This is a genomic window from Bartonella sp. LJL80, from assembly GCF_054871565.1.
Map to the genome: position 1 here is coordinate 101,611 of NZ_JBTXLM010000007.1, position 24,126 is coordinate 125,736.

The window sequence follows — 24,126 nt, forward strand, 5'->3', positions numbered from 1 at the left end:
TTTATCAAACAACATATCAAACATTGTTTATTCGCTAAGCCGCAAGCGCAATGCTGCCAAAAGAAAGGCTGTTTTCATATCGTGAATTTGATGATCGTCGAGAAGTTTTAGTGCGTTACCAATAGGCAATTCAATAATTTCAATGTCTTCCCCCTCCTGCGGCAATCCACCTCCCGGCCCCTTGTGATATTCTGGTCGGTAGCGTGCCAAATATAGCAAGAGTTGTTCCGTTGAATAACCGGGGCTCGTAAAACCTTGAAAGATGTTGCTTAACGCGTCGATGTTATAGCCAAGCTCTTCCTGCGCTTCCCTTATAACCGCCTCCTCCGCCGTCTCGCCTTCATCCACAAGGCCTGCACATGCCTCTAATAAACCGGAAGCACCGATTTCAAGGTAGGCTGGAACGCGAAACTGTTTTACCAGAAGCACGGTTTTGCGCATTTCGTCGAAGGGTAAAACTGCAACCGCTTTGCCTGAATGATAGACTTCGCGTTTTTGCGGCTGCCAATGACCACCCGCATCCAATTGTTCGTAGGACACCGAGGTCAGACGCCTCCAGCCATCAGAAAGGACCGTTTGGTTCAAGTTTCTGATTTTATCCATGGACGTACCGGTCAAGCAAATGGCACCGCTGTCGTTCCGAGCGGTAGTTTTGCTTCCTCTTCAGGTTCGACATGGATAACAATACGCGCACTTTCTATTTCAGATTTAATTGCGTCTTCAATTCGGTCACAAATTTGATGGGCCTCACCAACGCTCATTACAGCTGGTACAACCAAATGGAATTCTATGAAGGTGGCACGTCCTGCAATACGGGTGCGCAGATCATGGGCTTCGATGGCGCCAGCTGCATTGGATGATACGATATCGCGAATGCGCATCGTCTCCTCCAGTTCAACACCAACATCCATCAAACCTTGCACGGAATTGTTGATAACCTTCCATCCCTGCCACAGAATATTCAACGCGACAATGATAGCCAGAATAGGATCAAGAATAGCCCAGCCGGTCAACAAGGCTGCCACCAAACCAATCAGAACACCAACTGACGTAAACACATCCGTCATAAGATGTAGACCATCCGCTTTCAAAGCAGGTGAACGATGCAATCTTCCTTGGCGGATGAGTACCATTGCCCAAACTGCGTTTAAGACACCGGCCAGCAAATTGATTCCAAGGCCAAGGCCTGGTTGTTCCGGCAAGCGTGCAGCCGAAAGAGCCGACCATGATTCATTCAAAATCATCAGCGCTGCGACGATAATCAATGCACCTTCAAGAACAGCCGAAAAATACTCGGCTTTATGGTGTCCAAACGGATGCTCCTGATCTGCTGGTTTCATGCTGATGCTGATTGCCCACCAAGCAGCCAATGCAGCAATAACATTGACTATTGATTCCAGTGCATCCGAATAAAGCGCGACCGAACCGGTTATGTAATAGGCCCAATATTTGAGCGCAAATACAATAAGGGCAATTGGAATGGACCAAATTGCCAGTCTTTTCACCCTTGCCTTTGCGTCCATTACCGACCAACCTTTTTTATCAAATGGGCAACAACATTTTCAATCATGCGCATACCTGCATCACCACCTAAGCTCATAATAGATTCAGGATGGAATTGTACAGCGGCTACCGGTTCCCGTTTATGCTCAATACCCATGATTATACCATCTTGAGTCTCTGCCGTGACATTGAAAACATCAGGCAACCGACTCGGGTCGGCAAAAATGGAATGATAACGTCCGACAGTGATTTCTTTTGGCAATCCGTTGAACACAATACCGGGTTCGCTGACGCGGATACGAGACGGTTTGCCATGCATCGGCAAGCCCAGCTGGCGAAGTTCCCCACCATAAGCTTCCGTCAGCGCCTGTAAGCCAAGACAAACGCCGAAGATGGGGATATTACGCCGACGGGCACGTTCAATCGTCGCATTGCAGTCGAAGTCTTTCGGCATTCCCGGGCCGGGTGACAATACGACGAGATCAGGTTTGAGACGATCAAACACTTCATCCGCGACTGGTGTGCGGACCGTCGTCACCTCCGCTCCCGTCTGCCGGAAATAGTTGGCAAGCGTGTGTACGAACGAATCCTCATGATCGACTAGAAGGATCTTGCGGCCCTGACCAACCTTGTGCGCTTGCCGATCGTCCACGATCTCATTACTCTTGGCACTATCACGAATAGCGGCGATCATCGCCGAAGCTTTGAGCTGTGTCTCAGCTTCTTCTTCTTCCGGGTTAGAATCAAACAGCAGCGTAGCACCAGCACGCACCGCGGCGATCCCGTCCTTGATACGCACGGTACGCAGCGTAAGCCCCGTATTCATGTCTCCGTTGAAATGCATCATGCCAATCGCACCGCCATACCATGCGCGCGCGCTTCTCTCATGGTTCTCAATAAACCGCATCGCCCACAGTTTTGGCGCTCCGGTTACGGTTACGGCCCATGCATGCGATAGAAAAGCATCAAATGCATCCATACCCTCACGAAGTCGGCCTTCGATATGATCAACGGTGTGGATCAACCGTGAATACATTTCAATCTGACGACGCCCAATCACCCGCACCGAACCTGGCTCGCACACGCGGCTTTTATCATTACGATCCACATCCGAACACATCGTCAGTTCAGATTCATCTTTCTTGGAATTCAGCAGTTTCAAGATTTGTTCTGAATCCGAAATTGCGTCTTCACCGCGTTTGATCGTGCCCGATATCGGACATGTCTCAACACGCCGTCCTGAAACCCGCACGAACATTTCTGGAGAGGCACCCACTAAATATTCCTGCTCACCAAGATTGATGAAAAAAGAATAAGGCGAAGGATTTGTAACTTTCAAGCGTTTGCTGATCGCAGAAGGCTTGCTGTTACACGGCTCAAAAAAAGTTTGACCAGGAACAACCTCGAAAAGATCACCCCGTTTGAAACTCTCCTTGGCATCACGCACCAGTTGCGCATATTCGCCGGGGTTGTGATCGCCTTGCGGTGGAGCCTTATCTGCGGGTTTAAATGGATAGGCTTTTGTTTCGCGTGGCAATCCATGCGTCGACTTTTCAGCAAATGAAAAATCATAATGGTCTACCCATGCTTGCGCCGAATAGTGGTCAACAATGAGTATCGAATCCGGAAGATAGAGAACGAGATCACGTTGATCTTGTGGACGCTCAATCTTGAATTCTATCGGCTCGAATTGGAACGCCAGATCGTAACCGAATGCCCCATAGAGACCGAGACTTTTATCCTCGGATGAAAAAAACAAATCGACGACTGCGCGCAACACCGTAAACACTGACGGTATCCGCGAGCGTTCTTCTTCGGTAAAGACACGCCCCGGCTGCGCGATATCGGCCGTTAGCAAATGCTTCGATATCTCGACAATGTTTACATCCGGCAAAGCCTCTACGACAGGCGCAATCGCATGCAGCAATATTTCACCGCGAGCGTTCAACGCCTCTATCTTGACATGACGTTGGCGGGTCGTGATGGCGATTGGCGGATCAACTATACCGGAATCCCAACGCGTGTAGCGGCCTGGATACTCGAAATTCGACGAAAAGACTGCGCCGCGATGACTATCCAGCGCATCAATAAGGTTATCAATTGCACCATCATAAGCAATAGCCTGCCTTTGTCTGGTAACGGCGATCCCACCCTTTGTTCGATATTCCAGACCGTGATGTTCCGTCATTTTTTCACCCATGTTATAAATTCCGTTGCTCTCTAGGCTACCAACAGGACCGGCACGGAGTATAGAAAAAGGCCGCCCGGTTTTCCGTCGCGGCCTTGTTCCATAAATTCGCACACCTAAACATGTACGGCCGCTATGTGCGACCCCACCACCAAGCTGTGAATGTGCATGTATTCTTCATGACTTCCTTTTATCCTGTCAGCTCAACGGATGCAATATCAAAATGCGCGAGAAAAATCGCAGCCATAGGTTGTAATTTGAATTTAAAAATTTTCAAAAAAAAGAAAAGTCCGGGCATTGGGGACCCGGACTTTTCCCCCCTATCCAATCAAGGGGTATACAGGCTTAGGAAATAGCGGGGGACCTAATTGCCTGCAACCGATACAGAAAACGTTGTTCAATGTGTTCGGTAATTTTGAATATAGCGTAGTCCGCAAAATAGTCAACTAATTTTGCAACCTATGGTTTAAATAATTAAATTATACCTCCCCAGTCGCACCGGCGCGCCAAACGATAAAAATCCATATTCTTTTTCGTTACAATTTCGGATTTTTTTTCTCCATTTGGCCAACACAGGGTCAAATCTATTTTTCCAGCGCTACGGCGCGGTGTATTTAAAACGCGTCGATAATCAAAATTAAGCGTTTTTTTTGAAAATGCGATGTAACAAAATTTTTCATCTTCGAATGGGACGGCGGCCTGTTTCGTCTGACGATGGAGTCGTGATCTTTCCACTCTGACGGAAAAATGACACCAGTCGGGTGCTTTCACCGGGCATTCGTTGCTATGGGGACAAGGTGCAATCATATAAGCACCGGCATCGAGTAATCGCTTGCGTTGATGCATCAAGCGATTCCAGCCAGCTGGTGTACCGGGTTCCACAATCACGAGAATGGAATGCGTCAGTTGCCATAAGGCATCGATCAGATGGTCTTGGCTATCTGGCTCCAATTCATCAAGCACATAGGCAAGCGTCACAAGGTCTGCAGCGGATAATCCACACGCCGCGAGATTTGTTATATTCGCGCGCGTCCATGTCGGTACAAAATCAACAGCTTTTGACGATAAGAATTGACCGGAATGCTGGATGTCCTCACTTTGCTCTACCAGCGTAGCCTTTGTAAGTGACGAAAAAACCTGGCTGGCTGCATAAAGCGCTGTACCCGGCCCTGCCCCAACATCCAGCTGACTTTGCGGTGTAAAATCCGGAATGAGTTCGCGGATATATTCTAAAGATGAATAAACCGCTGCATATGTAGCGGGTAGACGTGCGGCCAGATAAGCATGTGCAGCAATACGGCTGTTCAAATGCATTGTGCCATCGCGCTTTTCTGCGCGATAGCGGCGTGTTAGGCGCGCGCTGGCTGCCTCGAGTTCCGCCAAGCGCGTTTGTTCAAGAAGCTCATCAATCGCTCCTTTCAGTTTTGCCGGCAGCTGCATGGATACACCCTGATAAAAAAGCTTTTATGTTCAGGCTTATTTCATTTTTTATTGAAATAGTCTAACCCATAGCCAATCATAATTATTTCCGCAATTGAGGGATTGCAGACCATTTTGCCGGTTTTCTTGAAAAAACTCATAATGAGCTTCGCAGCGTTCATGCTTTCCTGTTCTTTGGTTGCTGCCAAAGAACCGGAAGCCTGCAAGCTGGTCAGATTCGCCGATACCGGGTGGACAGACATTTCTGCCACGACAGGTATCGCTACGACTTTGCTCAAGGCGCTTGGCTATCAAACCGAAATCCGTATCCTTTCTGTGCCTGTCACCTATGCTTCTTTATCAAGCGGCGATATCGATGTTTTTTTGGGTTATTGGAATCCGTCCATGACGCCCGATCTCAAACCCTATCTGGATGACGGCAGCGTCGAAACCCTGCGCTATAATCTCACCGGCGCAAAATATACGTTGGCCGTTCCGCAATTCGCCTATGATCAGGGATTGAAAAACTTTTCCGACATCGGAAAGTTTGGTGATGCGTTGGGCCACGCCATTTACGGCATAGAACCGGGAAATGATGGAAACCGCACAATTTTATCCATGTTGAAGGACGGCGCATACGGCCTAAAAGACTTCCACATCGTGGAAACATCCGAACAAGCGATGCTGGCGGAAGTCGAAGCGCGCATTCGTGAAAACAAGCCAATCGTTTTCTTGGGCTGGGAACCCCACCCAATGAATGTGCGCTTCAAAATGGCTTATCTAAATGGTGGCGACGCTTATTTTGGACCGAACTTTGGCGGCGCCAAGGTGGGAACCAATGTCCGTAAAGGCTATAGCCAGCAATGCGGTAATGTCGGGCAATTATTGAAGAACCTTGAATTCAGTCTATCGGCTGAAAACCAGATCATGGGCGCTATTCTGGATCGTGGTGAAGATCCTTCTCGCGCTGCACAAGAATGGTTGCGGGCGAACCCGGAAGCCATCGCGCCTTGGTTGGCAAACGTCACAACGATTGACGGTGATGATGCATTGCAGGCCGTTCAAACCGCCTTGGCGCAAAATGAAACGCAGGCGTCGGAAGACTATAAACTTCCCGTAGGTAAAGCGGCCAACGTTATTGTTGAATGGCTTAAGAACCATGCCAGCCTGTTTTTCGATACCATCCGATTGGGGCTCGATGCTTTATTAAAGACGACATTGGCAATCTTCTTGTGGCCCAATCCGCTGCTCCTTATCGCGTTCCTAAGCGCCGTAGCCTGGTTTATACAGCGCAATTGGCGGGTTGTTCTGCTCACGGCCTTGGGCTTTGCCTTTGTCATCAACCAAGGCTACTGGGTTGATACGATGGAAACACTTACGCTGTTATTCTGGTCATGTATTTTATGTATGGGTTTTGGGGTTCCAATCGGTATAGCCTGCGCCCACCGCCCTCGCCTTTACCGATGGGTACAACCGATTCTGGATCTCATGCAGACCCTACCCACATTTGTCTATCTCATTCCGGCCATCATCTTCTTTCGTATCGGCATGGTCCCCGGATTGATTGCAACGATTGTCTTCGTTTTACCGGCACCTATACGCCTTGCTCAGCAAGGCATCGCTTCTACACCAAAAGCGCTTATTGAGGCAGGAAAAGCTTTTGGCAGCAACAGACGCCAAATATTGTGGAAGGTGGAATTTCCCCATGCTATGCCGCAAATTCGCGCTGGCATGACCCAAACCATCATGCTGTCTTTATCTATGGTGGTCATCGCTGCAACGGTGGGCGGCAATGGTCTTGGCGTCAAAGTATACCGCGCGCTCCAGCAACATGATGCAGCCATGGGTTTTGAAGCCGGATGTGTCATTGTGGTTGTTGCTATTGTGCTTGATCGCTTGTTCCGTCCTGGAAAGGCACACTAGATGGCAAGAGTCATTATTGATGATGTGAGTGTTTTATTTGGCACCCGCCAGCGAGAGGCTCTGGCGCTGGCCGACGAAGGGGCCACGCGCGGTGAGATCAAAGAACTTACAAATACGGTTCTGGGTGTCCACCAGTGCAGCCTTGATATTGCAGAAGGTGAAACGCTCGTGCTTATGGGGCTTTCAGGTTCTGGAAAGTCAACGCTCTTGCGCACTATCAACCGTCTGATAAGACCTGTTACCGGACACATCTATCTGGGAGATATCAATCAAGAAATTGATGTGACGAATGCATCCTCGGAACAATTGCGGTTTTTGCGAACGCGCTTGGTATCGATGGTTTTCCAGCAATTTGGATTATTCCCTTGGCGCACTGTCGCTGATAATATCGGCTTCGGACTGGAAGTCGCCGGTTTCAACAAGAAACAACGCCAAGCCATCATTGACGAGCAACTTGATCTTGTCGGTTTGCGTGAATGGTCAAATCGCTTGGTCACAGAATTGTCCGGCGGCATGCAGCAGCGCATCGGCTTGGCACGGGCCTTTGCAACAGGTGCACCGGTTTTACTGATGGATGAGCCGTTTTCCGCGCTCGATCCGCTTATTCGCAATCATTTGCAGGATGAACTTCTCCAACTGCAACAACGGTTGAACAAAACTCTCATCTTCGTCAGTCATGATCTTGATGAAGCAATCAAAATGGGAAATCGCATCGCCATCATGGAAGATGGCCGCATCTTGCAATGTGGCAGTCCGCAAGAAATCGTTTTAAACCCGGCAAACGAGCATGTAGCCAATTTTGTACGACATATAAATCCGCTTAATTTTTTGACCGCTCGTCATATTATGCGCGCACTTAATCCGGTCAACGCCGACGTCACAGTGGCAGCTGTTGCCAAACCGGATACCAGCCTTCGTGATCTTATCACCGCCTGCGATCGAAAAAGCGGGGCAATAGGTGTGGCGGAAAATGGCCGTATTATCGGCGTTATCGAGCAGGAAGATATCATCCATCATCTGGCGGAACATCAAAAACGATGATAGATAAGCAGCATGACATTGGACATTACGACAATCCACGAATCTGATGATCCGCGGCTGGCAGCTTATCGCGATATACGCGAAAAAGATCTGGTCGGGCGGCAGCATCAATTCATTGCCGAAGGCAAGGTTGTTCTGTCCTCATTGTTGACATCGAACCGTTTTGCGCCTCAATCGCTGTTGGTTGTCGCTGGCCGCCTTTTGGGCTTGATGCCACTTCTTGAAAAAACCCAGCCCGCATGTCCAATTTATTGCGTGCCACAGAAAATCATTGACGAGATTGCCGGCTTCCATGTGCATCGTGGTATTTTGGGCATTGGGGCGCGTATTGACCTGCCAAGTCTTGAAGACTTTCTGCAAAGCCTGCCACAACGAGCTTTGGTGCCGGTATTATGCGGCATATCAAACCACGATAACATGGGTTCTATATTTCGTAATGCCGCCGCCTTTGCAGCCGATGGTATTATTGTCGATAAAACAAGTTGCGATCCCCTTTATCGCAAATCGATTAGGGTATCTGTAGGAGCAGCCCTAAAAGTTCCCTACACACAAGGTGAAGATATCGGCGATATTTTGACCGCTTTGAATGCTGAAAATTTCCGTATCTACGCGTTATCGCCCTCCGCGCCCAATTATTTAAAAGACGCTGAAATTGCTGATAGGACAGCTCTGATCTTTGGTACCGAGGGCGAAGGATTACCAGATTTCGTGTTGCGCAATGTTGAAACTTTGCGAATTCCCATTGCCTATGATTTCGACAGCTTGAACGTTGCCACAGCGACCGGTTTGGCCCTAGCCCATTTTGCCGATTTCAATAAACTCAACTAAATGGAGTGGCACTTTGTGCGCCACTCGCAAAATGGGCGCGAGTCTTTATCAGGCTGCCGTTTCGGTTTTCAAATTAACCAGAAGTTGCTTTAACATGGCCTCAGCTTCGGCCGCCCGTTCTGAACGGGCAATAAAACCACCACCTAAAACGCGAGCGTCATTGTCATCCTGATTATAGAGAACACATGCCTGCCCCGGGGCTACTCCGCTTTCGCCTTCGAGCAATTCAACCGAGAAAGTATCAGCCTCATAACGTAGAATTGCCGGACGCGGCGGCCTTGTCGAACGGACTTTTGCAGCAACAGCAATACCCTCAGCAGGGAAATCTTCCAATGCTTCGTCACCAAGCCAGTTTGCATCGCGAAGAAACAGTTTATGTGTTTCCAACGCTTCGCGCGGGCCGACAATAACACGCGCATTATCAGCATCAAGATGAACCACATAAAGCGCATCACCCGTGGCGATGCCAATGCCACGTCGCTGGCCAATCGTGTAATTGACTATACCTGAATGTTTTCCCAGTATGCGACCGTCAATATGAACAATGTCGCCGGGATTTGCTGCTTCCGGCCGAAGCTTGGCAATCACGTCGGTGTACTTTCCTTGCGGGACAAAACAAATGTCCTGACTATCGTGCTTGTCAGCAACAGAAAGCCCCATTTCCGCAGCGATTTCACGTACCCTTGGCTTAGGAAGATCCCCTAAAGGAAAACGCAAATAGTCAATCTGCTCCTGCGTTGTAGCAAACAGAAAATAACTTTGATCGCGATCCGCATCGACCGGACGGAACATCGCACGATGAGCGCCGTTGGCTCGGCTGCGTATATAATGGCCCGTTGCAAGCGCATCGGCACCCAATTCCCTTGCGGTTGACAAAAGATCAGCGAATTTTACAGTCTGATTGCATGCTACGCATGGAATAGGAGTTTCCCCGTGGGCATAGCTCTCGGCAAAAGGATTTATAACCGCTTCACGAAAGCGCGCTTCATAATCCAGCACATAATGCGGAATGCCCAAGGTTTCAGAGACACGCCTCGCGTCCTCAATATCCTGACCGGCACAACAAGACCCTACACGATGGGCGGCCGCCCCATGATCGTATAGTTGTAATGTCACGCCGACAACATCATAACCTTCTTTTTTCAACAAACCGGCAACGACAGAAGAATCAACTCCTCCCGACATGGCAACTACCACGCGAGTATCTTCGGGACGGCCTGGAAGGTCGAGACTGTTGAGAGACATAAATTCACCTTCTGTTTGCATTACGCCTATTTCCAACAGACCTTATATTGCGTTTTGAAGACGCTATACAACCATCAAGGAGGAAAATTGCATGTTGCGCGATATCAAGAAATCGCTCGCTGTGGCGATATTTTATAAAAAAAGTGAAAAAAAATAAAGTGGTGTTTTTTATTCAACTTTAAACAAAAACACACTAAACGTATAACCATCTGTAATATAACAATATTTTATTTTCTGGAAACGGCACTTCTCGGATTTTATTAACTTTTCCTTTCTTCCTGTTTAGGTCTTTTTTAAAGCTAAGCCGCTATGGTCGCGTCAGGTCCTTGAATAAGAGTAGAGAGTACAATGACCGAATTGGTAAGACCACGAGTAAAATATGTTATCGGCCCGGATGGAAGTCCGCTCACGATTACCGATCTGCCGCCAACCAATACACGGCGCTGGGTTATACGTCGCAAAGCAGAAGTCGTTGCTGCTGTCCGAGGGGGGCTCTTGAGCCTCGATGAAGCTTGCCAACGTTACACGTTGACGGTGGAAGAGTTTCTTTCTTGGCAGTGCTCGATAGATGAGCATGGTCTGGCAGGATTGCGTACCACACGCATCCAGCAATACAGACACTGATTGCACATCAATCATTCTGGACCGTGAATATATTAAAAACAGTCGTATCTTTCATCTGAAAGATCGACTGTTTTTTTTTGCCAACTGACCAATCAAACGCAGATGAACCAGAGCGTTTTTTTGCAGAGACGACATCTCTCTTTAAATCTATAGTTGCGCAAACAAAAAATGGCCGGTTTCCCGACCATTCCTTAACACTTTAACCAGTTTTTGATACGATATTAGCCGAGCATTGGGCGCAAAGCAGCGCCCCCTATTTAATGTCAACACATTTTGCGCCACCTTTCAGCCGCGCAAATGTGTGGAATTACTCAAGCCTGACAAACGTGTCCTTAAAGGTCCAGCCGTCATCTCTCAATGGGGAACCTTCGCCGCTCAGGCATTTTATCCGATCATCGAACGACGCTGAACAAATACAATCTCGTCTTCTGCAAGAACTTTCCCGTCCCGTTCCTCTAATGCCTGCGCACGTTCAAGTTCAGCTTCTGATTCGTGCAAAGCCATTTCAGCCGAGGCTTTTTGGATTTGGAGATCGCGAATGGAATTCATCAAATTTTCACGACGTTGACGCGCAGCACGTGCAAAAGTCGGATAAGCAAAATGATGAATGTCGGTCAGACCCGATTTGCGTTCCTCACTGGCAATCTGCATTTCCAGTTCCGTTGCCATTCTTTCAAACTCAGCCATCATCATATCAAGCTGCGATATTTGGCGGCGTTTTTCGCGCACCTGAAACATCTTTAGTCGAACCACACTTTCACGCGGCTTCATACGCAGTACTCCCTACTCCGTGAACAATACGCGTTCACGCCATCATGCTGTTTATTGTACCCACCCGCATCAGCACACCAAAAACACAGTGCTTCGCATAGCCTGAGCGATACAATTTTCGGCTTTTTCCATGTTTGCTCAACACGAATCCATGCCATTCGGTAACCAATTATTTACGGTCTTCACACACTATAGGGGGAGAGGCTTAAAGCTCGGTAAACAAAAAGACAGTTTTTTAACCGTAAAACTCTGAGTCAGCTGAATCACTTAGAGCATTTTCTTAAAGTAAATATTAAGCATAAAATTTTACTTTTTTCTCCCTTGAATCAACTGAATACATGTTTTTTCTCATAAAAATATATTAACCACTTGCCAACAAGAATCATATTTTGTTAACCATTCTCATGCAAAGTGGGGAAAGAGGCAACGACTGTTCTGCGTGCTGCCAGACCATAAATTTGCACTTCTAGTTCAAGAGTATGATTTTATGGTGTTTTTAGATCAACTGAGCAGCCGGATATGCGGTTGTTTGCCATGTACCACGGTCATGCCTGATTCGGCTGGCGGAAAGGGGATATTCGAATGCGCGTATTATTGATTGAAGACGACAGCGCCACAGCTACCAGTATCGAGCTGATGTTGAAGTCGGAGAGTTTTAATGTTTACACAACCGACCTCGGCGAAGAGGGTGTCGATCTCGGCAAGCTTTATGATTATGATATCATCTTGCTCGATCTCAACCTGCCGGATATGTCTGGTTATGAAGTGTTGCGTACACTGCGTTTATCCAAGGTTAAAACACCAATCCTCATCCTTTCTGGTATGGGCGGAATTGAGGATAAAGTCCGTGGCCTCGGTTTTGGTGCCGATGACTATATGACCAAGCCTTTCCACAAGGACGAACTGATTGCCCGTATCCATGCGATCGTCCGTCGTTCCAAAGGTCATGCACAATCCGTTATCACAACCGGGGATCTGATTGTAAATCTTGATGCCAAAACAGTTGAAATCGGCGGCCATCCCGTTCACCTGACCGGCAAAGAATATCAAATGCTTGAGCTGCTATCCTTGCGCAAAGGCACAACCTTGACGAAGGAAATGTTCCTGAACCACCTATACGGCGGAATGGACGAACCAGAATTGAAAATCATCGACGTATTCATCTGCAAACTGCGGAAAAAGCTTGATGCGGTTTCTGGGGGCATCAATTACATCGAGACCGTTTGGGGCCGTGGATACGTATTGCGCGAACCGATGGGCGAAGCGCTACGCGAAACAGCTTAAAATGTTTAATGCCGCATTAATTCGGCAACAAATCTATCTTATATTAAACGCCCATGACGAAAAACTGTCATGGGCTTTTCTATTTGGCTATAGCAATTGACGATCGCTGTATTGTAAGAATCTTTTTTAACCGAACCGAAACATCTTCTCTGGATGTTTTCAATCAAAGCTAGAGATACACAGCAAGGTGTGGTGCATCCCTAGACCCGGCAAGACGTGAGCAATTTCAGCCTGCTGAAAATGTGATGGTTTCCGGAGCTACTTGGACGGAAATTGACATACCACTCAGTTCCGATAGTAGAAGTGTATAATATGGCTGGATCGCATGTGCATCGATTGCATCATCCGGCGTCTGGCCATTATAAAGTTCTAAAAATTTCGGCGGCACGCGCAGCATTTTGCCGCTTACATCAAACTGGAATTTACGTTTTCCGGCTTGTTCAACGATAGTCAGTATAATGTCGCCGCCGCGTGGAATTGCCGCATTTGCTGTAAGCAACAGATTGAGCAAAAGCTTGACTTCATTTTTTGGTAACAGCAAGCGTTGTGCCCGCCATTCGAGATTTGCTTTCTCGTTCGCCATATAGTTTTTGGCAACCTGCTCGGCATCACCGGTGTCAATCTCACTGCCTGCCGAACCTGCCGCGCCAAACGCAATCCGTGCAAATTGCAATCTTGCAGAAGCATTGGCCGCTGACATACGGATCAATTGCAAGGCATCTTCTTCTGCGCCACCCTCGTCGTAGAGTTCCATTCCATTGTTAATGGCACCAACCGGCGATATCAGATCATGACAAATACGGCTGCAAAGCAAAGCAGCTAAATCGGCAGGGCTTAGGGTGACGGCGAGCGACATTTTGCGGTTAACTCCTGAATTCTTGATAGGCGACCGATTGTTATCCAAAAGCCTTAAGATTCCATGGATGATTATAAAAAATCGCTTTTACGAAGTTTCTTTACCTATTTTGGCCGGATTTAAGGATTTGAATAGCTTTGATGGTTAGCATCACATCGAATCGGATACAGCCCAGTGCTGTTCCAGTAATAGAGTGACCAAAAAAGGGGAAACCCAATGACCCATTCCATCCGTTTTCACTGGCGCAAAGTCGTTTTTATGTTCACTTGCCTGTTTTTTGCCAATGTTGGATTGGCTTCTGCGCAGATGGAAAACCAGCAACAGCAAGATGCACGTTATTCTTCGCAAGAGATTGTTGATTCCGGACACCGTTTTTTTGGTGATGCTGCTGGCGGCATGGCAACGGCTATCGAAAATATTTTCTCAAAATATGGCCTGCCAAATGGTTATATTCTCGGTGAAGAAGGTTCTGGCGCATTTGTGGGTGGCCTCACCTACGGTGAAGGTCAGCTTTACACAAAAAATGCAGGCGATCACAAAGTTTTCTGGCAAGGTCCATCCGTCGGGTGGGATTTTGGTGGTCAAGGATCGCGCTTGATGATTTTGGTTTACGATCTAGATAATGTTAATAATCTCTGGGGCCGTTATGCAGGCGTCTCGGGATCAGCGTATTTTGTTGCCGGCGTGGGCTTTCATGTGCTTAAAAGGCAAAATGTCCTTCTGGTGCCCGTGCGCACCGGTGTTGGTGCCCGATTGGGCATAAATATCGGCTACTTGAAACTGACACCGGCTGCAACATGGAATCCTTTTTAACCTTCAGTCGTTTGGCCGGGTCGTTTTATGCTTATACAGTCGGTTTTATTCTTTATTCTCGGCATCGCCGCCACAGCGCTCGTGCTTATTTTGATAGCTCCAGTTGCATGGCGACGCGCCCTTTTTCTTGCGCGGAAAGTGATTGCCAGCGAAGTGCCGCTTTCTCTAACCGAAGTACAGGCGGATAGGGATTTTTTGCGCGCACGCCATGCGGTGGAGCTCGTTCGCCTTGAAGAGAAATATGCTTCATTGCTCGAAAGATACAACAGTCAGAAGATCCAACTGGACTCCGCCAAGGAACAATTCTACCGGATGGGTGAGGTTGAAAAGCGCACACTGATCTTGGAAGAACAGCTTGCTGATACCCGTGATGAATTGGACGTCGAAAAACAGCTTGTTACAGCACTTGAGAATAATAATGGACGTAATCTTCATGAATTACGCGAATTTCTGTTTAAGGAGAAGCTCGTGCGTGTTGATGTGGCGGCGCAAGAAGCCGAATTGAAAACCCTTCGCGCTGAAATATCCGAGTTAAAGCAGCTCTTGGCAAAATCCACCCAGAAAACCAGCAATAGTGGCAACGATCAGTCATCAATTGTGAAGCTACGCCAAGAGATGATAGACTTGGCTGCGTTATTGGCGGCGAAGACAGCTGACGCCGAAGGGGAAACCTCGCCAATTCGCGAATTGGTAAAGGGAGCACGTGGTGAAAAGAGTCTTGCCGCACGTATCCGCAAGCAGATTGCGCCAAACACTGTAGAAAAAAATAAAACAACGCGGAAAAAGCAGGCTACAAAAACAAAACGCCAGCAAAAAGCTGTGACGGATTGATGGGCTCACACCGTCAGAAAACTGTGAATCATATGCATTAAGGGCCATTACGGTGCTTTACGGTGTAGCGTCTTTGCCTTCCACCTGTATAGAGTATCTTTTATTCAACGTAATGTAGGGTATTAGCCTTTGTTTGGGGAACGGGGGCTTTGGGTTGAATGCGGTACCGCAGGTCATCCAACGTGCGGGAAAGCCATAGCTGATACATTATCAAACGTTGGGTTGGATTGAATGCGACATGCGTCGACGTAAGAGGGATTGGCTACATGCTTGAGAAACTTTTCCGCTTAAAAGAAAACAATAGCCGTGTGGGCATTGAAATCGCAGCCGGTTTTACAACCTTTTTGACGATGTCCTATATTCTTGCCGTCAATCCCAACATATTGGGTGATGCCGGCATGGATAAAGGTGCGGTATTCGTAGCTACATGTTTGGCGGCTGCGCTGGGCAGTGTCATCATGGGGTTGGTAGCAAACTGGCCTGTAGGCATGGCACCTGGCATGGGGCTAAATGCGTTTTTTGCCTACTCCGTCGTGTTAACAATGGGTTATAGCTGGCAACAGGCACTTGGCGCAGTTTTTCTTTCAGGCATTGTATTCATCATTCTGACAGCCACCGGCATTCGACGCTGGCTGATTGATGGCGTCCCGCAATCTCTTCGAAGTGCGATAGCAGCGGGAATTGGCATGTTTCTGGCCATGGTGGCATTGCAGAACGCCGGTGTTGTCGTCAAAAGTGAGGCAACCCTTGTCGGCTTGGGAGATGTAACAAAAACAGGCCCCATTCTCGCCGGGATCGGACTTATTGTTATAGTTGCACTGGATGCCTTTAAAGTGCGCGGAGCAATTTTAATCGGTATCCTCGTTGTGACCATCCTTTCCTTCATCTTTACGGATGCGGGGTATCAGAATTTCCAAAACCTGCTTAAAAGCGGTGGCGTTTCACTTCCCCCCTCAGTTGCCCCGACCTTTCTTCAACTTGATATTATGGGTGTTTTGAATACCGGTATTTTCCATGTATTGCTTGTCTTCGTGCTGGTGGAAGTATTTGATGCAACCGGCACATTAATCGGCGTTGGAAAACGTGCCGGTCTTATTCCGCAGGATAAACCGAATAATCTTGGTAAAGCACTTTTTGCGGATAGTACCGCCATTTTGGCCGGTTCGTTGATCGGTACAAGTTCTACTACAGCCTACGTCGAAAGTGCCTCTGGTGTTGCAGCTGGTGGCCGAACAGGCCTTACAGCATTGACCGTAGCTGTGCTGTTTCTCCTGGCTCTCTTTCTCGCGCCAATTGCTCTTTCAATCCCGGCTTACGCTACTGCCCCTGCCCTTCTCTTCGTCGCATGCTTGATGATGCGCGAGTTCGCTGAAATCAACTGGAATAATCTTGTTGATGCTGCCCCTGCCGCGCTTACGGCACTTTTAATGCCTTTGACCTATTCGATCGCCAACGGCCTGGCATTCGGCTTTATCAGTTATGCCCTATTGAAAACACTCACCGGAAAATGGCGTGAAGTGCATCCTGCAACATGGATTATCGCAGCGCTGTTTATCATCCGTTTTGTAATGGAAGCTGGCTTAATTTGAAAAGGCATCATGCCGGCGCAACAACCGTTAGATTCGTTGAATGGACATCATAAATATGCAGTTTGTCTAAGGCTTCGGATGGTAAAAACAATGGTGTCGTTGCTTTCGTAGAATGTTGCATCGATCATATGCGGAAAGCTGACAATTGCTAATGCAATGCTTTTTTTTGCAAAAGACCTCGATGATTTCATCGTTCTTCCTTTTCCTTGCTTCTTTAGGAGCTAACCAGTGGCCAATAGCCACGCCCAGCTGCCATGGCGGCCAATGATTAGGCGGTGTGAACGCCACTTGATTGATGCTGGATATGTCATCGGCTTGCATATTTTCAATGCGCGGCTAACCGCTAAACCGGACGAGGATATCGCAGCCCAAGCGCTTGACAAACTTTCATTTCCGCTATTATGTCTATACAAAAAAACAAACAAATAGATGGGAACAAATTGATGGCTGAAAAACCAATCATCGAGCGGCGTACAATCGACATGGTGCCAATTAAAGAACGCCATGGCTCACCCTTTAACCAATTTACACTTTGGATGGCGGCGAATTTGCAAATCACCGCCATAGTCGACGGTGCGTTGGCTGTAGCGTTTGGTACGGAAGCCCTGACCGCTATTTTGGGCCTTCTTGCGGGGAATATATTAGGCGGGATCGTCATGGCTCTCCATTCGGCTCAGGGGCCGCATCTGGGACTTCCACAGATGATTTCAAGCAGGGCTCAATTCGGCGTTAAAGGCGCGGTGTTGCCGCTGGTTCTTGTTGTTCTCATGTATCTTGGTTTCGCTGCAACCGGTACAGTTCTGTCAGGACAGGCCATCAATCTTATGGCAGGGGTTCAAGCTCCGGCTTTTGGTATCATTATATTCGGTTTGTTGACCGCGGTGATTGCCATAATCGGCTACCGCCTCATTCACATTATTGGTCGCGTGGCAACGGTTGTCAGCATTATCGGTTTTATTTATCTGACCTACAGATTATTAGCCGGTCACAACATTTTAGACGCTTTTGGTCAAAAGCCTTTTTCAATCTCGACATTCGTTTTGAGCATGGCGCTTTCCGCCGGCTGGCAGTTGACCTTTGCACCTTATGTTGCAGATTATTCGCGATATCTCCCCGCCGACACCCCATCCAGCAAAACGTTTTGGATGACATTTCTGGGAACTTGTATTGGTGCCCAGATATCGATGACATTCGGCGTGATCATAGCGGCGCTTGTCGGCAATGAATTCAAGTCCAATCAGGTAATCTTTCTAGGCGCCTTAGCCGGTCCCTTTCTAGCTGCAATGCTGACCTATTTCGTCATTGTCTGTGGTAAACTCACAGTGTCCTGCTTGAATGCCTATGGCGGCTGCATGTCCATTTTAACCACCGTAAGTGCTTTTAAAAGAAGCCAGTATATCACACCATTCTTGCGTGCCAGCATCATCGTCGGATTCATAATGGTATCGGTTTTTATTGCTTTGTGGGGTAGCGCGGATTTTTTGAACAAATTCAAAAATTTTGTTCTACTGCTTTTGGCAATGTTTGTGCCGTGGAGCGCGATCAATCTTATTGATTACTATCTTATATCGCGCGAAAAGGTCGATGTTCCTGCCCTGTATGACGTCAAGGGCCGCTATGGTGCTTATAATGCGGCTGCATTGACCAGTTATTTTATCGGCGTCGTTATCCAGATACCATTTTTCAATCTGACACTTTATGAAGGCCCGATCGCAAAAGCTCTCGGTGGAGCTGATATCTCATGGATAGTGAGCCTATTTGTAACGGGAATTATTTATTATGTGTGGGCCAAGGCAACCACCAAAGTTCCCGATCAAATGATCTTTCCAGATGATAGTTAGAGCGGTTCCCGATTAATGTGAACCATTAATCGGATAAGATAGCGCGACAAATCAAAAGCTTGAGACGCGCCGGCCGGATAGCATCAGGTCGAAAAGCGCTCTCGCATCAGAACCTACCCGCAAAACGCAAAAAGGTCGATTTACATCGACCTTTTTTATTTCCATTCAATTCAGTGGCTTCATACAGGAGCCGTTCGAAGCAAAAAAGCTTATGCTCCGTAGAACTGTCTAATTGCAGCGATAACAGCATCCTGATCACTTGTAGAAAGATAAGGATGCATCGGCAAGCTTAACACATGATCAGCAGCGTACTCAGACACAGGCAAACCACCCGGGCCTTGCGGATAATGATGATAAGCTGTTTGTTGGTGCAATGGCTTGATGTAATAGATCATCGTGGGGACTCCCGCACTTTGCAAATGCGCTTTCAACCGGTCACGATCTTCCACTTCAATTGTATACTGTGCGTAGGCTGAACGCATTCCCGATGCAAGAACGGGCGCTTTCAAAATATCTTTCAAGCCATCGGTATAGCGTTGTCCGATAACGGCTCTCTTTTCCATTTCATCTTCTAAGATAGCCAGTTTTTCCAAGAGGACGGCAGCCTGTATTGTATCAAGCCGGGAATTCAGTCCCACGCGGACGTTGTCATATTGGGTTTCTCCTTTTCCATGAAAAAGGATAGATCGCAAACGGTCAGCAAGCTCGTCGTCGTCGGTGAACATCGCACCACCGTCGCCGTAGCAGCCAAGTGGTTTGGCCGGATAGAAGCTGGTCGCAGCGACATTACCAAAAGCACCGCACATAGCGTTGTCACGTTTGCCGCCTATAGATTGGGCAGCATCTTCGATAACAAATAAATTTTCCTTAGCAGCAACAGCGGATATCTGGGCGTAGTCTGCAGCCAAGCCAAAAAGATCGACGGGGATAATGGCGCGAGGTGTCAAACGCCCTTCCTTTTTGACCATTTCAACCGCTTCAGCCAACTTTTCAGGATCGATATTGAATGTATCCGGCTGAATATCGACAAAAACCGGCTCTGCACCAACCAAAGCCACAACTTCCGCAGTTGCTGCAAAGGTAAAGCTCGGACAAAAAACGGCATCGCCAGGACCGATATTCTTCGCCATAAGCGGCATCATCAAGGCATCTGTACCGTTGGCGCAGCCGATAACGTGTTTAACGCCAATGTAATCGGCCAACTGTTTTTCCAGTTCGCTGACTTCGGGACCAAGAATATATTTTCCACTTTCTACCACACGAGCGATAGCGGCATTAATTTTGCCTTCAATACGCGCGCGTTGCGCACCAAGATCAATAAATTGCATGTTAACTCCGTTGCTATCAGCGACATAAACTGACGAATCAGATTTCCAATATCTCCCGCTTTGTAATACCGCTTACAAATGCACAAGGACAATCAAAGTTCGGTCATTTGTGTAACAGCTTTTGAAAACTACTTTTTCACGCCATGGTCAACGCTGCCAGTGGTCAGGATGCGTAGCACCGCAATGGCTTCGTCCCCGTTGGTACGTGGTTCCTCTCGCGTTTCAATGCAATGAAGGAAATGCTGCAATTCCCGTGTCAAAGGCATGCCTTCATCAACCGCGATATATTCCGGCTCATCAGCCGTAAACGCCCACTGATTATTGTCCTGCCAAACTTCAAAACGATAGATTGCCAGCTTACGATCCCACGGTTCGACATCGTCAAAGACAGCCATTGCCTTTGTCCCGACCACGGTCAAACGCCTTTCACGATACGGATTAAGGCGTGACGCAAACAAATGGCTGCGCAACCCGCTTGGGAAAGTCATATGCACATGGGCAAAGTCAGAAAGCTGGTCAATAATAGCCGCACCCTCACCACGCACTTCTGAAGGCTCACATCCCGTCAACGCCAATATCATGGATAAGTCATGTGGTGCCAAATCCCACAATGCGTCACTTTCGGTATGGAATTTCCCTAACCCTAGACGGTGGGAATGGATATACCTCACTTCGCCGAGCTCACCGCTATTGACCAATTGAAGCATTTTTTCAAAAGCGGGGTGGAAGCGCAATACGTGGCCGACCATAAATATACGTTTATGCTCGCGGGCTATGCGTACTTCACGTTCTGCATCGGGGACATTAAGCGCAATAGGCTTCTCAACCAACACGTCCTTGCCGTTTTCAACCGCACGAATGGCGTTTTCAGCATGGAACTGTGGTGGCAAAGCTAAAACAAGAGCATCAATGTCATCTCTGGTGAAAAGCGCGTCAACTGCTATTGCTTCAACATCATGTTCAGCTGCAAAGCCTTCTGCCCGATGCGGGTTCGCATCGGAAACGGCTGCAAGTGCTCCCAAACCTTTCAAGGTGCGTATATGGTTACTCCCCCAGTAACCGCATCCTAAAACTGCTACGCGTGGCGCCATTGTCTATGCCTTATCCTGACTGCTGGTATAAAAAGCCATGTCTCATTCGTTCAATATCGGTGATGAGAGCCAATGACAAGAGAAAAGCTCAAAATCGATGCTTGACAGAGTGTCCATCAACGCCTTATATCCGCGCCACGGTTAAATTGCATTTTGCAGAACATACCTGTCCCGGCGGAGTAGCTCAGTAGGTTAGAGCAGAGGAATCATAATCCTTGTGTCGGGGGTTCGAATCCCTCCTCCGCTACCAATTTTTTACGTTCCACTAAAAATTGTCAGCCAGATTTTCATTGTTGCTGTCTTTGTAAACCAGCATAAAAACAACGCTACAAATTCAAAAGTGCAATTTACACTCTCATTCCTAAGATCTCTCTATAATACAGCTGAAAGATTCTCGCATAAATCAGAATGTGCGACGTACCCATTTATTCCGTTACGGGCTGCTGAAACACCAGTCAGCTGTTCCAATATTTCATGCCTTCCAAAAGATTCCTCCTCTCAGAAGGCATCGTTTTTTAGCGAACCGTTTGGCGCCTGTCACAACTTCAATGAACAGTCGCGTTTTCCTTTTGTCCAAGCGCCGCTATTTCAGACTTCGCAGCCGCCAACTCGCGCACAAAAGCAGGCATTGTGTGTAATTTGGCAACAGCCGCCGCACCAATAATCCGACCGGAGGTAACATCACTCTGCCAATGGGCACCGCAAATGACGCGGGATTGGCCGAACTCATAGCCGCGTTGTAAAATCGCATCTTGACGTTCAGGCTTTATCTCAGCCAAAATAAGAGCAAATCCCCATCCATAGGCCGTATGACCAGACGGATAGGAACCATTTTTACGCATTGCTTCTTCATCCTTGTCAGGCTGACAACTATGGGTTTTAAACCGCACAAATGGGCGTACCCGCATATAATGCTGTTTTGCTTTATCTGAAGCCGGGCCTCCAAGGTCGTCAACAAGTCGATACATCAAATTGTAGGTGATAGGCGTGTTACTGGGGCTGATCTCGACACCTAAAGCTTGTGAAAATGCTTTACCGATTGCACGCGGTGAAAGATCGGCATCCTGCCGCGCTTGTTCACCCCTAGCGGTATTGCGGATAGCCAGACCGGCTTTATATGCCGCTACATCCGCCTCGAAAGCTGCAGACCCATCTTTTGGCGGTGGTGGTAAAAGGGCCAAGCTATCCGGCGCTGTTTCCATTGTCAGGAAGTTATCTTTTTGTCCCGGTTCAGGATAATGCGACAAATCAAGGCGACTGAAAGGTGCATTGACACCTGCCTGAGAAGCTGGATCTAACGTTTGTGCAAATAAAGCCTGAGGCGAGATAAAAGCCCCTGCGAAAAGTGGAACAACCAGTGCTTTAAACCATATGGAACGCATTGTGACCTATCCTCCCTGATCAATGTTCAACAGACAGAACCTAACCGGTTTTTTCCCAATGCGAATTCACAATGTTTTGTAGTGGTGAGATGATTTGCGTTGATATTGGCCGCAACTGATAGCCACAAAAAAACGGGGAAGTGTTTTTACACATCTCCCCGTTTAAAAGATAGGACGCATCATCGTAAATTTCGCTACAAAACGACAGCGTTCAGGAGCGCCAGCTGATGGATTTAGCCCGCATATTGGTCAAGTGCACGTTGTAATGAGTTTACCTCGCGCTCCAGCCTCAAAACTTCCGAAGCTGATGTTGATGGGTTAGACCGCGCCGTGCGTAGTCGCGCCTGTGCACTATTATATTTCCGTCGCAATTGGTCGGCTTGAGCTTGCCGACTGTTAGCCGTCTGGCGCAATTGTGCAGTCTGCTGCGTATAGGTGCCGTTCGAAATATTGGACCGTGCACAATAATACCCATCAAAGCGCGCATCACCTGTGCAAGAACTTTGGCAGCCGCTAAGCGCTGTGGTCGTAAATAAAACGCCAAACAGTGCAAGCGGAGCCGTGACTTTTCTAAGACTTATCATGTTTACTTTTCCTCGTAAAAAACTGCCGGTGAAAACCGGCAGTTGATTGAAGCTTATTAAGCGTCTGCGCGACTGACAGCCGTTTGCATACGAGACAGTTGCGTTTTCAGCTGATTACGTTGTGCGGTCAGCTCTCTAACACGTTGCTGGGCAGCGGCGCTATTGCTACCACTTGTTGCCCTCTTGAGATCAGCAATGTCCTGATCTGCATCTTTGACATATTGGTCAACGAGTTTGACATTTGCGCGCGCATTGTTGACTTCTTTTTTGTAAGCGTCTTTGGAAATTGCTCCGCTGGCCAGCCGCTTTTTGCTGTTCGCTATGCGGTTTGCATCTTCTGCTGCAAGTTTTTGCGTCAAACCAGAAGCTTTACTGTAATAAGCGATGTTTTTATCAGCCGAAGCAATAACTTTGCGCAACCCGTCCTGCTCTGCTGCAATGCCGCGGGTTTGCTGATTGACGCGATTAGCATCTGCACCGCCAACGACGCCGCCGCCTACACCGCCTATGATAGCGCCGCGTGTAATTGACTTGCTGTCGCCGCCAGCCACAGCGCCGATGGCTGCACCGGCCAAAGCACCAATTACCGCACCAGTTGCAACGCCTTGCACTATGCGGGTGCGTTCTGTCTGTTGCTGGCGAAGAGCTATTTCGGTGGGTGTCATATTCGATGGATCAACTGCGGTAGATGTTGTGGTACAACCACTTACCAACATTGTTGCTCCTAATGCTGCGCCGATGATTTTTTTTCCGATGAAAGACATATATATCTCCTGTCCAAATACGTCCCGTCTATATCCCGCCAACAATGCTTAGCCGCATCTGTGACGATACTGTTTTTCATTGATCAGCATCTGCGCTTACATACAAACTGATTACTTTGCATAAAAACTACCCCGCCGTTCAATCCCCTCTCAACGCAACTTCACGCATTGCTTACACTAGCGCAATTTATCCCCGTCCCCATTTTGTCCCACATGGATTT

The 24,126-nt window shown here is 47.9% G+C and carries 21 protein-coding genes, 1 tRNA gene and 1 pseudogene; 11 read left to right on the forward strand and 12 right to left on the reverse strand.

The features are described from left to right. Positions 1-27 precede the first annotated feature (27 nt). From ACYSNS_RS11645 to ACYSNS_RS11660, 4 genes are all read right to left on the reverse strand, one after another. Entirely contained in the window at positions 28-603 is a 576-nt protein-coding gene (locus tag ACYSNS_RS11645; RefSeq protein WP_461723332.1) for an NUDIX domain-containing protein, read from the reverse strand. A gap of 11 nt (positions 604-614) precedes the next feature. Next, positions 615-1,523 (reverse strand): cation diffusion facilitator family transporter, encoded by a 909-nt coding sequence (locus tag ACYSNS_RS11650; protein ID WP_461723333.1) that lies wholly within the window; start codon positions 1,521-1,523, stop codon positions 615-617. Further along, entirely contained in the window at positions 1,523-3,703 is a 2,181-nt protein-coding gene (locus tag ACYSNS_RS11655) for an anthranilate synthase (protein WP_461723334.1), read from the reverse strand. Before ACYSNS_RS11655 ends, ACYSNS_RS11650 begins: the two co-directional genes overlap by 1 nt. 462 nt (positions 3,704-4,165) lie before the next feature. Further along, on the reverse strand, positions 4,166-5,131 hold the full coding sequence (locus tag ACYSNS_RS11660) for a small ribosomal subunit Rsm22 family protein (protein WP_461723335.1): 966 nt from the start codon (positions 5,129-5,131) through the stop codon (positions 4,166-4,168). 141 nt (positions 5,132-5,272) lie between these two features. On the opposite strand from ACYSNS_RS11660, the pseudogene ACYSNS_RS11665 reads away from it, so the two are divergent. The 4 genes and pseudogenes from ACYSNS_RS11665 to ACYSNS_RS11680 all read left to right on the forward strand — a co-directional run. Beyond that, a pseudogene (locus ACYSNS_RS11665) lies at positions 5,273-6,184 on the forward strand (choline ABC transporter substrate-binding protein); the annotation flags it as partial. Continuing rightward, positions 6,182-7,033: a choline ABC transporter permease subunit gene (gene choW, locus ACYSNS_RS11670; RefSeq protein ID WP_461723375.1), complete on the forward strand. Its 852-nt coding sequence runs from the start codon at positions 6,182-6,184 to the stop codon at positions 7,031-7,033. The pseudogene ACYSNS_RS11665 and the gene choW, both read left to right, overlap by 3 nt. Continuing rightward, a complete protein-coding gene (locus ACYSNS_RS11675; protein ID WP_461723336.1) occupies positions 7,034-8,074 on the forward strand; it encodes an ATP-binding cassette domain-containing protein in 1,041 nt (346 codons plus the stop codon). Positions 8,075-8,086: 12 nt separating this feature from the next. Further along, positions 8,087-8,902 carry a TrmH family RNA methyltransferase gene (locus tag ACYSNS_RS11680; RefSeq protein WP_461723337.1) on the forward strand — a complete coding sequence of 272 codons (816 nt, stop codon included), beginning with the start codon at positions 8,087-8,089 and terminating at the stop codon, positions 8,900-8,902. A gap of 48 nt (positions 8,903-8,950) precedes the next feature. Here ACYSNS_RS11680 and mnmA read toward each other — a convergent pair whose 3' ends face one another. After that, positions 8,951-10,147: a tRNA 2-thiouridine(34) synthase MnmA gene (gene mnmA / locus ACYSNS_RS11685; RefSeq protein WP_461723338.1), complete on the reverse strand. Its 1,197-nt coding sequence runs from the start codon at positions 10,145-10,147 to the stop codon at positions 8,951-8,953. Positions 10,148-10,495: 348 nt separating this feature from the next. Here mnmA and sciP point away from each other — a divergent pair, with 348 nt between their 5' ends. Beyond that, the gene (gene sciP, locus ACYSNS_RS11690; protein WP_461723339.1) at positions 10,496-10,771 is read left to right on the forward strand and encodes a CtrA inhibitor SciP; all 276 of its coding nucleotides are present in this window, start codon (positions 10,496-10,498) and stop codon (positions 10,769-10,771) included. A 384-nt stretch (positions 10,772-11,155) separates the two neighbouring features. Here sciP and ACYSNS_RS11695 read toward each other — a convergent pair whose 3' ends face one another. Further along, the gene (locus ACYSNS_RS11695) at positions 11,156-11,542 is read right to left on the reverse strand and encodes a flagellar export protein FliJ (RefSeq protein WP_461723340.1); all 387 of its coding nucleotides are present in this window, start codon (positions 11,540-11,542) and stop codon (positions 11,156-11,158) included. A 582-nt stretch (positions 11,543-12,124) separates the two neighbouring features. Between ACYSNS_RS11695 and ctrA the strand changes: the two genes are divergently transcribed. Continuing rightward, the gene (gene ctrA, locus ACYSNS_RS11700; RefSeq protein ID WP_461723341.1) at positions 12,125-12,826 is read left to right on the forward strand and encodes a response regulator transcription factor CtrA; all 702 of its coding nucleotides are present in this window, start codon (positions 12,125-12,127) and stop codon (positions 12,824-12,826) included. Positions 12,827-13,052: 226 nt separating this feature from the next. Here the strand turns inward: ctrA and chpT are convergent, their stop codons facing one another. Beyond that, the gene (chpT, locus tag ACYSNS_RS11705) at positions 13,053-13,682 is read right to left on the reverse strand and encodes a histidine phosphotransferase ChpT (RefSeq protein WP_461723342.1); all 630 of its coding nucleotides are present in this window, start codon (positions 13,680-13,682) and stop codon (positions 13,053-13,055) included. A 258-nt stretch (positions 13,683-13,940) separates the two neighbouring features. Here chpT and ACYSNS_RS11710 point away from each other — a divergent pair, with 258 nt between their 5' ends. From ACYSNS_RS11710 to ACYSNS_RS11725, 4 genes are all read left to right on the forward strand, one after another. Then, entirely contained in the window at positions 13,941-14,495 is a 555-nt protein-coding gene (locus ACYSNS_RS11710) for a DUF1134 domain-containing protein (RefSeq protein ID WP_461723376.1), read from the forward strand. A gap of 27 nt (positions 14,496-14,522) precedes the next feature. Continuing rightward, positions 14,523-15,326: a hypothetical protein gene (locus ACYSNS_RS11715; RefSeq protein ID WP_461723343.1), complete on the forward strand. Its 804-nt coding sequence runs from the start codon at positions 14,523-14,525 to the stop codon at positions 15,324-15,326. 266 nt (positions 15,327-15,592) lie between these two features. Then, positions 15,593-16,915 carry an NCS2 family permease gene (locus tag ACYSNS_RS11720; protein WP_461723344.1) on the forward strand — a complete coding sequence of 441 codons (1,323 nt, stop codon included), beginning with the start codon at positions 15,593-15,595 and terminating at the stop codon, positions 16,913-16,915. A gap of 443 nt (positions 16,916-17,358) precedes the next feature. Beyond that, positions 17,359-18,756 carry a purine-cytosine permease family protein gene (locus ACYSNS_RS11725; protein WP_461723345.1) on the forward strand — a complete coding sequence of 466 codons (1,398 nt, stop codon included), beginning with the start codon at positions 17,359-17,361 and terminating at the stop codon, positions 18,754-18,756. Positions 18,757-18,965: 209 nt separating this feature from the next. On the opposite strand, the gene ACYSNS_RS11730 is transcribed toward ACYSNS_RS11725, so the two are convergent. Then, positions 18,966-20,084: a DegT/DnrJ/EryC1/StrS family aminotransferase gene (locus ACYSNS_RS11730; RefSeq protein ID WP_461723346.1), complete on the reverse strand. Its 1,119-nt coding sequence runs from the start codon at positions 20,082-20,084 to the stop codon at positions 18,966-18,968. A 128-nt stretch (positions 20,085-20,212) separates the two neighbouring features. Beyond that, on the reverse strand, positions 20,213-21,175 hold the full coding sequence (locus ACYSNS_RS11735; protein WP_461723347.1) for a Gfo/Idh/MocA family protein: 963 nt from the start codon (positions 21,173-21,175) through the stop codon (positions 20,213-20,215). Between the two features lie 173 nt (positions 21,176-21,348). On the opposite strand from ACYSNS_RS11735, the gene ACYSNS_RS11740 reads away from it, so the two are divergent. After that, positions 21,349-21,425, forward strand: a tRNA-Met gene (locus tag ACYSNS_RS11740). 295 nt (positions 21,426-21,720) lie between these two features. Here the strand turns inward: ACYSNS_RS11740 and ACYSNS_RS11745 are convergent. The 3 genes from ACYSNS_RS11745 to ACYSNS_RS11755 all read right to left on the reverse strand — a co-directional run bounded on the left by ACYSNS_RS11745 (position 21,721) and on the right by ACYSNS_RS11755 (position 23,905). Continuing rightward, a complete protein-coding gene (locus ACYSNS_RS11745; protein ID WP_461723348.1) occupies positions 21,721-22,557 on the reverse strand; it encodes an acid phosphatase in 837 nt (278 codons plus the stop codon). Positions 22,558-22,790: 233 nt separating this feature from the next. Next, positions 22,791-23,141 (reverse strand): OmpH family outer membrane protein, encoded by a 351-nt coding sequence (locus ACYSNS_RS11750; protein ID WP_461723349.1) that lies wholly within the window; start codon positions 23,139-23,141, stop codon positions 22,791-22,793. Positions 23,142-23,197: 56 nt separating this feature from the next. Continuing rightward, positions 23,198-23,905 carry a hypothetical protein gene (locus tag ACYSNS_RS11755; protein ID WP_461723350.1) on the reverse strand — a complete coding sequence of 236 codons (708 nt, stop codon included), beginning with the start codon at positions 23,903-23,905 and terminating at the stop codon, positions 23,198-23,200. Between the last annotated feature and the right edge of the window lie 221 nt (positions 23,906-24,126).